This window comes from Streptococcus sp. GMD5S, assembly GCF_000298715.2.
Lineage (GTDB): Bacteria > Bacillota > Bacilli > Lactobacillales > Streptococcaceae > Streptococcus.
In genome coordinates this window covers 20558-31445 of record NZ_AJRG02000005.1, presented here as the reverse complement: position 1 = coordinate 31445, position 10888 = coordinate 20558, and the positions used below count along the sequence as shown (strand labels likewise).

12 protein-coding genes and 1 other annotated feature are annotated in these 10888 nt (G+C 41.8%); of the genes, 1 reads left to right on the top strand and 11 read right to left on the bottom strand.

The genetic code is table 11. From position 1 onward, the window contains the following. Positions 1–6 precede the first annotated feature (6 nt). The 7 genes from GMD5S_RS0203815 to GMD5S_RS0203785 all read right to left on the bottom strand — a co-directional run bounded on the left by GMD5S_RS0203815 (position 7) and on the right by GMD5S_RS0203785 (position 6751). Complete coding sequence (locus GMD5S_RS0203815) at positions 7–1671, bottom strand: molecular chaperone HscC (RefSeq protein WP_000635022.1); 1665 nt, start codon at positions 1669–1671, stop codon at positions 7–9. Positions 1672–1845: 174 nt separating this feature from the next. Further along, positions 1846–2205, bottom strand: coding sequence for a 50S ribosomal protein L20 (gene rplT, locus GMD5S_RS0203810; protein WP_000124830.1), 360 nt, complete (start codon positions 2203–2205; stop codon positions 1846–1848). Between the two features lie 51 nt (positions 2206–2256). Further along, positions 2257–2457, bottom strand: a complete 201-nt coding sequence (gene rpmI / locus GMD5S_RS0203805; RefSeq protein WP_001125942.1) for a 50S ribosomal protein L35 — start codon at positions 2455–2457, stop codon at positions 2257–2259. A 32-nt stretch (positions 2458–2489) separates the two neighbouring features. After that, positions 2490–3020, bottom strand: coding sequence for a translation initiation factor IF-3 (gene infC / locus GMD5S_RS0203800; RefSeq protein WP_000848184.1), 531 nt, complete (start codon positions 3018–3020; stop codon positions 2490–2492). 15 nt (positions 3021–3035) lie between these two features. Continuing rightward, positions 3036–3167: a sequence feature (ribosomal protein L20 leader region), on the bottom strand. Positions 3168–3240: 73 nt separating this feature from the next. After that, on the bottom strand, positions 3241–5481 hold the full coding sequence (locus GMD5S_RS0203795) for a DNA internalization-related competence protein ComEC/Rec2 (protein ID WP_000942377.1): 2241 nt from the start codon (positions 5479–5481) through the stop codon (positions 3241–3243). Continuing rightward, a complete protein-coding gene (locus GMD5S_RS0203790) occupies positions 5465–6115 on the bottom strand; it encodes a helix-hairpin-helix domain-containing protein (RefSeq protein ID WP_000387320.1) in 651 nt (216 codons plus the stop codon). Before GMD5S_RS0203790 ends, GMD5S_RS0203795 begins: the two co-directional genes overlap by 17 nt. 66 nt (positions 6116–6181) lie before the next feature. After that, positions 6182–6751: a GNAT family N-acetyltransferase gene (locus tag GMD5S_RS0203785; RefSeq protein ID WP_000443755.1), complete on the bottom strand. Its 570-nt coding sequence runs from the start codon at positions 6749–6751 to the stop codon at positions 6182–6184. Between the two features lie 175 nt (positions 6752–6926). Between GMD5S_RS0203785 and ald the strand changes: the two genes are divergently transcribed. Next, entirely contained in the window at positions 6927–8039 is a 1113-nt protein-coding gene (gene ald, locus GMD5S_RS0203780) for an alanine dehydrogenase (protein WP_000904699.1), read from the top strand. A gap of 50 nt (positions 8040–8089) precedes the next feature. Here ald and GMD5S_RS0203775 read toward each other — a convergent pair whose 3' ends face one another. From GMD5S_RS0203775 to cvfB, 4 genes are all read right to left on the bottom strand, one after another. Further along, positions 8090–9076 carry a PhoH family protein gene (locus GMD5S_RS0203775; protein ID WP_000658202.1) on the bottom strand — a complete coding sequence of 329 codons (987 nt, stop codon included), beginning with the start codon at positions 9074–9076 and terminating at the stop codon, positions 8090–8092. A gap of 80 nt (positions 9077–9156) precedes the next feature. Beyond that, positions 9157–9372, bottom strand: coding sequence for a YozE family protein (locus GMD5S_RS0203770; protein ID WP_001232084.1), 216 nt, complete (start codon positions 9370–9372; stop codon positions 9157–9159). Beyond that, a complete protein-coding gene (locus GMD5S_RS0203765) occupies positions 9369–9974 on the bottom strand; it encodes a GrpB family protein (RefSeq protein WP_025172603.1) in 606 nt (201 codons plus the stop codon). The genes GMD5S_RS0203770 and GMD5S_RS0203765 overlap by 4 nt, the downstream gene beginning before the upstream one ends. An 11-nt stretch (positions 9975–9985) precedes the next feature. Further along, positions 9986–10840, bottom strand: a complete 855-nt coding sequence (gene cvfB / locus GMD5S_RS0203760) for an RNA-binding virulence regulatory protein CvfB (RefSeq protein ID WP_001095461.1) — start codon at positions 10838–10840, stop codon at positions 9986–9988. Between the last annotated feature and the right edge of the window lie 48 nt (positions 10841–10888).

Below are 10888 nucleotides of genomic sequence, written 5' to 3'. Positions count from 1 at the left end.
CCTCTTTTACAGTCCTCGCTCTAGGAAGTCTAGATAGTTTGAAAATGATTGATAGAGTTTTGGCAAATGATACATAGATGCTTGGCTGACCTCTTCTTCAAATCGTCTTGTTTCAGCCATTAGCTCATCTCTTCTTCTCCCCAAGAGCATACTGTACACGCGATTCGCTTTTTCAATCAAGAAGCGATAAACCTCTGTTTCTTGAGCATTGATCTTATAGCGAGTCAACTCTGCTTGCTTAGCCTTGATTTCCTTTTCTGTCAGAGTAACACTATCTTGGAGAATAACATGACTAAAGACTTCCTGTGTTGAATCAATTTTCACTTCGACATCCAAAATCCCATTTAAATCATAGGTAAATCGAACTGTGAAACCTTCATTTACTCGAGTATTCACAGGGACGGGAACTTCTAATTCTCCTAGAAACAGATTTTGTGATGCCTTCATCATCTCACCTTGATAGACCTTTATCTTGACTTGACTCTGTCCCAATTCAGCCGTATAGTACTGTTCGATGCGTGAAGCAGGCAGGGTAGAATTTCGCTCAATAATCGGCGAAAAGCGGTCACCAACTATTTCTATCCCCAGTGTAAAAGGGCAAATATCAGACAGTAATAAATCTCGTATCTCACCCTGGCGTTCTTTGATTCCTGCTAAAAGGGCACAACCTCGCGCAATCATCCGATCGGGATCATCAGATACCTGCACCATTTGATTGATACAGTAGGATAAAAAGTCCTGAACCAAGCGGAGTTTCGAAGTCCCACCAACAAGAACAAAATTATCAGAAGACACATAGCTATAGCGTGCGTCCATCAAGGCACGGTCCAAAACAGCCTTAACACGTGCTAGCAGCGGTTGACAAAGCTCATAAAAGCGCTGGTAGCTCAAGTCTAAAGAGTATTCCTGATCTTGGTCCATCACTGTCATCTTCACTTCTTCTTTATCATTCAGTTCCAGCTTTGTCTTTTCAGCCTGTACCAAAATTTTGCTATAAAATTCACGGGAAATAGTATCCTTGGTTAATTGATTGGAGACTAAAAATTCCTCAGCAATAGCCGCAGTAAAGTCTTCTCCCCCCAAGCGATTGTCCCCTGCGATTGACACGATTTCAACGATATTATCAAAAAGCTCCACAACTGAAATGTCTAGAGTTCCACCACCAAAATCGACTACAATAAAAGATTGATCTTCCTGGTTTACCATAGATCTTTTAGCAAGAGCAGCTGCGGAAGGCTCATTGATAATCCGATCAATCTGAACTCCAGCAAATTTCCCTGCTAGTTTGGTCGCATAGCGTTGAGCATCGTTGAAATAAGCTGGTACACTGACAATCACTTCCTCGACCTTTTCTCCAAGATAGGTCTCTGCATCGTCTACCAACTTTCGAATGATAAAAGAGCTTAATTCTTCAGCCTTATATGCTCGATTTCCTAGGGTCAACTCATGTTTAGTCCCCATAAAACGCTTGAATTGTGAAACCGTCTTATCTGGGTGAGTCACCAAGCGTTCCTTGGCAATTTTTCCAACTATAATCTCATCATTGTCATCTAAAGCCACAACAGATGGAGTCAAATACTCACCAAAAGCATTGGGAATCAGCTTGATTTGACCATCTTGATAAACCCCCACTAAAGAATTAGTCGTTCCTAAATCAATACCTACTATCATCTTCTTCTAACTCCAAATCTTTTTTAGATATACCTATTATACAGGAAATATCCTATTTTCTTTGAAAAAATCTGTGATTTACTCTTTAAAATCGAAAATCGTTTAAGGAAAATAAAAAAGTTTCACCCTACTCCTGCGGTAAAAACCACGAGAGTAAGAATGAAACAGTTGTCATTATTTACCAAGTTTTGCTTTAGCTGCATCTGCAAGAGCTGTGAAAGCTGCTGCATCGTTAACAGCCAAGTCAGCAAGCATTTTACGGTTAACTTCGATTTCAGCCAATTTCAAACCATGCATCAATTGTGAGTATGAAAGTCCGTTCAAACGAGCTGCCGCATTGATACGAGTGATCCACAATTTACGGAAGTCACGTTTTTTCTGACGACGGTCACGGTATGCATAGTAGTAAGAGTTCATTACTTGTTCTTTTGCAGTACGGAACAAGATGTGTTTAGCTCCATAGTAACCTTTTGCTAATTTAAGAATACGTTTACGACGTTTGCGTGATACAACGCCACCTTTAACACGTGCCATGTTTTATTTCCTCCAAATATTTCCTAGAATTGTTTACTTACTGTTAGGCTATTATTTCAAGCGAGTAAGCATTGCTTTGATACGTTTGAAATCTCCTGAATGCACCATAGATGCTTTACGAAGATGACGACGTTGTTTCTTAGTTTTTCCGTGGAAACGGTGAGAAGTGTAAGCACGGAAACGTTTAAGTCCACCAGAACCTGTACGTTTGAAACGTTTAGCTGATGCGCGGTGTGTTTTTTGTTTTGGCATGATTTTTTCTCCTTTATTTAACTTTCTGACAATTATTTTTTGTCAGTTGCTGGCGCCAACTGCATGAACATTTGGCGTCCATCCATCTTAGCTCGTTGTTCGATGATCGCAATATCTTGTGTTGCTTCAGCAAACTCGGCTAAAACTTTTGCACCAATCTCTTTATGGGTGATCATACGCCCTTTAAAGCGAATGGATACCTTAACTTTATTTCCTTTTTCAAGGAACTTGCGTGCATTGCGAAGTTTTGTGTCAAAGTCACCCTTGTCAATAGTTGGACTCAGACGAACTTCTTTCACAGTAACAACACTTTGTTTTTTACGTTGTTCTTTTTGCTTTTTCTGGTACTCAAATTTGAACTTACCGTAGTCCATAATTTTAGCAACAGGTGGTTTTGCTTGGGGTTGAATCAATACTAAGTCAACATTTGCACTATCAGCCAATGCTTGCGCTTCGCTGAGTGGCTTGATGCCTAGCTGTTCTCCCTCAAGACCGATCAAGCGAACTTCACGTACACGAATTTCATCATTGATGAATAAGTCTTGCTTTGCTATGGTTTTCACCTCTTTTTTATTATTAGAGAAAAACAATAGCGGACTCGTAATGATACAAGCCCGCACGTTATGATAGCGTTTCTTAGAAACTTTTCATCCGTAGGGCCAGGCAACTTGATGTCACAAGGCGAGAAGCTCTCACTTCTGCTTTTCTCAACTTTTATATGATACCAAGTTTTCTATTCCTTGTCAAGATAAAAAGTTATTTTTTCAAAAAAGTTTATCTATTTTATCTCACCGTTTCCATTCGCCAACTATTCCATCCTTTAAAGCGAATGGCTCCTTGCTGGTCAGTTCGGTAAACTTTGCTATTGATATTTTCAATTCGTGTCAAGGTTTCCTGATGGGGGAGTTTGGCACGATTGTTCTTGCCCACTGAAATGAGAGTAAGCTCTGGTTTGAGCTTCTCTAAAAAAGCTGGGCTAGATGAAGTCTTTGAACCATGTTGACCTGCCTTCAAGATATCCAACTCTAAGGTAGGGTATTGCTTTAAAAGTTCCTTCTCTCCCTTCTCCTTCAAGTTTCCAGTAAAGAGAAAGTGCTTATCCAAAAGTTTTCCATAAAGAACCAGAGAATCATCACGATCCCCATCTCCAATCTTCCTTGGAGATAGGACTTCTAAGTAACTGCCAAAAATCGGTAAATTCTCCCCTGCTGTCACACTGCGCACCTTAGTTTGACTTGCTTCTAGTTCCGCTACAAATTCCTTCTGTGTCAGACTTCCTTTTGATACTAAAATCTCTCCAACATGGAAAGCCTTGGTCACCTCCAGTAAATCACCAACATGTTCCTTGTCTGTATTGGTCAAAATCAGCTGGTCAATCTTATCTACTCCTCGACTTTTAAGATAAGGAATCAAGGTTCTCTGGGCATTGCTGGTCGTCGCCTTTTCTTGCCAAGCCTCGATTTTCTTATCAGATTCTGCCTTACCACCTACATCTATGAGAATGGTTTTACCAGTTACATCCCGTAGGAAAATACTCTCCCCTTGCCCAACATCTAGCATGGTAATTTCATTTTCAAGTGGATGCTTGGTCAAGAAAAAGAGCCCCACAATAAAAAGACTGACTCCTGCTAGTCTTTTGATGTTTTTCCTCATGTCATAGACCAAGGCTAATGAAACTAACAGTAGAATCAACAGCCATGCGTTGGGTTGACCAAAGACCAGGGGCCTACTTGCCAGCTGCGATAGCAAGCGAATGACGCCCTCCAACCACTCAAAGACAAAGTTAAACTGAGTGACTGGGTAAACGAAGGACAGAATGAATAAGATGGACAAAAGCGGCAAGAAGACCACATCAAACAGAAAGGAAAAGACAAAGGTCAAAAGGATAGACCAAGGCTGAAATTCTGCAAAATAAAAGGATAGAATGGGCAATATTCCCAAAGAAATGACCAAACTTTCTCTGGCAACAGCCTTGATCCCATCGCCTTCTTTGCTGGTCATGGTCAAGATAAAAGCATAAGCGCAGGACAAGACTCCTCCTGCAGTTAGGAAAAAGTTTGGCATAATGATAAAAAGGACAAGGACCGTCAAGGCAAAATTATCCAAGCCCTTAATACCATGTTGTGCTAGTAACTTTTGCAAGAGACTGCGAATAACAGATGCTGAAAATCCTGTCAGACCTGCATAGATAAGAGAAAAGGGATAAGTTAGCCACTTCAACTTTTCTTGAGTTAAGCCCAATCGCAAGAGGAGTTTCTTAAAGGCATCCATGAAAAAGCCTACCTGCATACCCGACAAGGCAAAGAGATGGATAATTCCAAGACTGGAATAGAGCTCATTCATCTCCTCAAAGTCCGTGTCCAAATGTCCTAAAAGAAGACCTGTCATATAATTGCGCATAGGATCTGGAAAGTGCATCTTGATCCAAACTACAGCCTTTCGACGTAAACTGGACAGATTTTCTCCTATATCCCAACTGCTAATCTTTCTCATTGACTGGATACTCTTGATAGTCAAAGTTTGGTAAATCCCCTGAGTTTTCAGATAGGCTTGGTAGTCAAAGCCACCAAAATTCCTCTGACCTTCAGGCTCTGAAAGTTTTCCTTCTATCTCTATCTCGTGAAGGTCTGTTAAGGCCTGAAAGAGCTCTTTCTCCTCCTCAGACTGGAGTTTATAGTAAACTTGGAAGGTGCGACCCTCAGCCTTGCCCCGAAAGGACAGACTGTCTCCATTGACTTTGATGGTATCTGGTAAAATCCGTACCCTTTCAACAGAATCCACTAGGTTTTGATTAGCTTGTGTCTGTTGCCAAGTTTGAAACAAAAACCAAAAACCAAAAACTCCACAAAACGCTAGAACTTTACCGGCCGATTTCCAAGGAAATTGGAAAAAGAGACAGACAAGCAAAAAAACAAAACCTAGCAGTGCGAGATAGGACACTCCAAAAATGGCATAGTAAAGCCAGAGCAACAGGAAACTCAGATAGATTAGGGGGATAGGGAAATTCTTAATCCACTGTAACATAGTCTTTTAGCTTTTCTATGGTCTTAGCGCCAATACCAGAAACCTTCTTTAATTCATCAACCGACTTGAACTTGCCATTTGCCTCACGATGATCGATAATATCCTGGGCTCGTTTTCCTCCCAAGCCTTTGACCTGCTTGAGTTCTTCCAGACTAGCTTTATTTAGGTTGACCTTCTTATCTTTACTTGTCGAAGCAGTCGTTCCAGAGGCAGTCTGCTGACTCACTGCTTCTTCTCCCTTAGTTGGAACATAGACAAGAGCCTCGTCACTGACTTTCTGTGCTAGATTAAGCGACTTACTATCTGCTTCCTCTGTCAATCCACCCGCCTTCTGAACGGCATCATGAACTCGACTTCCTACTGGCAAATCATAAATCCCTGGCGATTTGACAGCACCTTTGACATCCACTGTGATCAGATCTTGTTCAGGAGACTCTTCCTTTTCTTCCTTCTTGACTTCCTTTTCAGACGATGAATCCTTTGAAACGGCCGAGACTTCAGCTTGCAAGTTTGTTTCTTTCACAGGTGTCTGTGTAGATGGCTTTAGTAGGAAAAATACGCCTAAGGCCAAGCCTAAAACAGCACAGATGACAATGATTTTATACTCTTTGATTTTCTCGATAATTGCTTCCATATTTTCTCCTCTCTTAAGTTATTCGCAAGAGAAAGAAAAAACAGTTGAAAATTTCTTTTCAACTGCTTATTTATTTGCAAAATAGTCTTCTTTAGTCAAGACATAATGAACCCTTGTAATCATTCGACCTGGTTCTTTATTATCCATTCTGGCATAGGGTTCTTCGTGGGAAAAACGCATACCTGATTTCTCCATGACCTTTCCTGATGCGGGATTGTCTTTATCGTGAAGAGCGGTCAACTTGTTCATTCCAATCTGCTCAAAAGCCAGTTCAATCACGGCACGATTGGCTTCTGTCGTCAATCCTTGATTCCAATATTTTTTATTGATAATGTAGCCAATGGCTGCCTTCTTAAGAACAGTATCGATCTTGTGCAAGTCAATGGTACCAATAAACTGACCATTGCTTTTTAGTTCGATTCCCCACCGTCCCAAGGGACTAGCCAAGTAAAACTGAGCTATGTTGTTCTTGGTTTCTTCTAAGCTTTGATTTGTTGGAAAAGTGTAGCGTGTATTTTCTCTGTCTGAGGCATACTCAAACATAGCTTCCGCATCGTCCAAGGTTACAGGTCGGAGCAATAAACGCTCCGTTTCTATAGATGGATACTGGGCAAATTTCACAAATATTGATTCCATACTTTTTCCTCCATTAGAGCTTGATTCTCACTAGTCTAGCATAAATAAATTTGGATGACAAGTTTTTCTTGATTTTTGAAGCGGTTTCATATACAATAAAACCATCACATTTTTGATTTATGGAATGGAATGTGACAACCAAAACAATCCGACAATTGAAAGGTAGGTTATCTCTATGTTAATCGGAATCCCAAAAGAAATTAAAAATAACGAAAACCGTGTCGCCCTCACACCTGCTGGTGTCCATAGCTTAGTTTCTCGTGGACATCGAGTCCTCATCGAAACAAATGCTGGTCTCGGTTCAGGATTTACTGATGCTGACTATCAAAAGCAAGGAGCTGAGATTGTCGCTACTGCTGCTGAAGCATGGGCTGCCGAGTTGGTCGTGAAAGTAAAAGAACCACTAGCTTCTGAATATGGTTATTTGCGCGACGATCTTCTTCTCTTCACCTACTTGCACATGGCCGCTGCGCCAGAATTAGCAGAAGCTATGTTAGCAGCCAAAACAACAGGAATTGCCTATGAAACTGTTCGTGACAATCAAGGACAACTACCGCTCCTCGTTCCTATGAGTGAGGTTGCAGGTCGTATGGCTGTTCAAATCGGAGCTCACTTCCTTACTAAGCAAGCTGGTGGTTCTGGTGTCCTACTAGGTGGTGTACCAGGTGTTCCAAAAGGAAAAGTAACCATCATCGGTGGTGGTGTCGTCGGTACACATGCTGCCCGCATTGCCCTTGGTCTTGGTGCTCAAGTGACTATTTTAGATATCAGCGCTAAGCGTCTCTCAGTTCTAGAAGAAGTCTTTGGAAACCAAATCCAAACTCTTATGTCTAATTCATTCAACATCGAAGCAAGTGTGAGAGATGCTGATGTGGTGATTGGTGCAGTTCTCATCCCTGGGGCCAAAGCACCGAAATTGGTGACAGATGAGATGGTCAAACAAATGCGTCCTGGCTCTGTCATCGTTGACGTTGCCGTTGATCAAGGTGGCGTTATCGAGACAGCTGACCGTGTGACAACACACGATGAACCTGTCTATGAAAAATACGGTGTTCTCCACTATGCCGTTGCCAATATCCCTGGTGCGGTTGCCCGTACTTCTACTATCGCCCTAACCAATGTCACTCTTCCTTATATCGAAGCTCTGGCTGGCAAAGGATTCGCACAAGCAATTGCTGAAGATGAAGGCTTGCGTCAAGGTGTGACCACTTATCAAGGTTACTTGACCAGCCTCCCAGTTGCTCAAGGTCTCGATAAAGATCACACGTCAATCGACGAACTTGTTTAAAGCTATACACTCATTAAAAAAGAGCAGTTCAAATCTGAACTGCTCTTTTGCTATTCTGTTTCTTGGTTATTTTCTTCAACCTTAACTGGAGCTGGTTCATAAGCTCGAATAATCTGAGCGACAACCGGATGGCGAACCACATCCTTGGCTGAAAAATGAACAAAGTCAATTTGGTGAATATTCTTGAGCTTTTCTTGAGCATCAATCAAACCGGACTTAACATTGCGTGGCAGGTCAATCTGACTGATATCTCCATTGACAATCATCTTCGAATTAAAGCCTAAACGAGTCAGGAACATCTTCATCTGCATGATGGTCGTATTTTGTGCCTCATCTAAAATGACAAAAGCATCATCCAAGGTCCGACCACGCATATAGGCAAGGGGCGCGATTTCGATAATTTCACGCTCCATGAGACGGGTCGTTTGGTCTTTCCCGAGAATCTGGTACAAAGCATCGTAAACAGGTCGAAGATAAGGATCCACCTTCTCCTTGAGATCACCCGGAAGAAATCCTAGACTCTCACCTGCTTCCACTGCTGGACGAGTAAGGATAATCCGCTTGACTTGCCCACGTTTAAGGGCTGTCACTGCCAAGGTCACTGCAAGAAAGGTCTTCCCTGTCCCTGCTGGTCCGATTCCAAAGGTCACATCATGCTGTTTGACACTGTCCACATAAAGCTTTTGACCTAAGGTTTTGACACGGATCGGCTTCCCTGTATTGTCCTTGATAATTTCTTCTTCGTAAAGGGCGACAAACTTGTCGATTTCATCGTTTTTGACCATGCTAATCGCAGTCACCACATCTGGCGTGCCAACGGTCATTCCTCGATTTACCAAGACCATCAAAGCCTGGATAACCTGACGGGCTTCCTCACAGGCAGTCTCTTCTCCCAAAACCTGCACAATCTCCGTACGAGCATGAATCACCACATCGAGCTCTTCTTCCATCAAACGAAGATGGCGCTCATTGGAACCAAAAAGATGGAACAAGTCATCTGGATGACTCAGTTGAATGTCTATTGAATGTTCCTTCAAATAAAGAACCTCTCTAATCCGTTTATTTCTTTTTATTATAGCAAAGAGAACAATAAAATACTAGCCTCATCTCATTGTCTCTAGTGTTCTAAGTATTCTTGCCAGATGGCGTCAAAGTCTCCTAGGTTAAAAGAGAAGCTGGCATGCTCCTCCAAAAAGCGACTCACCTCATCAAAATCATCTGTATGTTTTGGAAAAGCTGACTCTTCAAAAGCGAGGTCTGCCAAGATGGCTTTAGGGCTATTACTTTTAGGATTGCGCTCGGTCATGAGCCAAGTGTAAAATGATTTTCTCAATTCTTTCTCCTATCAAGAGTTTTTTGATGACACTTTTCTGATTCTTGAAAATTACTGGACTTAGCCTCTGAAACGTAGTGGTTTATAAAATCTGTTTTCGCATCTGTATAGCCGTCTCGATTGTGTTCAAATTTTTTCCACAAACTTAGTTTTAATTCCTGATACGCTTGGGCAATATCTGGATGCTGGCAGAGATAATCTCTAAAATAAATCTCGTCATGATCTCCCGTCATTCGCAAATGTAAATGAAAAACTTTCTCAGCAAATCCCTGCTCTGTATATCCTTTATTTAGCGAAATCCTGTTAGGACTCTCCGACATCACTAGCCACCCATTCTTCACCAATAAATCCCTGACTCTTGCTAAATCCTCTATTCTACCTACTTCTAACAGAATATCAACGATATTTTTGGCCCAAATATTAGGGATAGCAGTGCTACCGATATGTTCTATTCTTTTAATAACATTTGCACCCAATATTTTTTTCAGATTTGCTTTTTCCGATTCATACCAGTCTTTCCACTCTGGCTTGTGCTCTACTAAAAAAATCGGAAAAAGTTGCCAGAGTTCCTCTAAACTCATTTCTTCAAGTTTCTTTATCATGTCTATAAGGCCTAAATCAACTCTGTCCCAAACTGATCTTGCTTGATTTTGCCAGCCTTCATCAAACCACCGAGTGCTTTCTTGAACTGACCTTTAGAAATGCCAAAGGTTGCTTTGATGTCCTCAGGGGATGACTTATCATTCAAGGTCATAAATCCGCCATTGCTTTCCAAGTAAGTCAAAATCATCTGGGCATCATTTTCCAACATCTCAAAAGAACGTGGTTTGAGAGAAAGATTAAGAGTGCGATCAACCTCGCGGAAACCAATGACACGCGCATCTAACACTTGCCCCAAACGTGGCTCTGCGTAGCGCTCACTTGGGTGAATGAAACCAAGCATGTTATTCTCTGGTAGGTAAACAAAGGTTCCTGACAGCTTGAGACGGTAAACAATGGCTGGCCAGTTTTGATTCTGCATGTTGTTGTAAGCAGGACGAGCCAGACATTGGAAGTCTTCCTGATACGCCAAGAGTCCCCAGATTCGGTCTTTCTTGTCCACTTCAAGGCGGATATAGAGTCGGTCACCCTTCTTAGGCCAGAGTTCTTTAAGCTCTGGAAGAATATCGAGTGACACAACGATTTCCTTATCGGGCAGACCTGTATCCACAAAGACACCCAAGTCTTTACGAACTTCCGTTACGGTTCCCCAACCAAATTGGTCCTGAGTTGCAGTCACTTCTAATGTTGTCAGGCGGAGTTTTTGCTTCATATCCGTGTAGGCAAAACCTTTGACCGTATCCCCTACTGTATGTTGGCCTTCTTCCTTGGCAAGGGCGTAAGTCTGACCATCCTTTTGCACAAAGTAAAAACGGTCATTTTCATCGATGATGAGTCCAACGATAAAACTTGCAAGATTTGTGTTCATATTTCCTTCTTTCGAATAAAACTCAGCCAGCAATGCCAACTGAGTTTT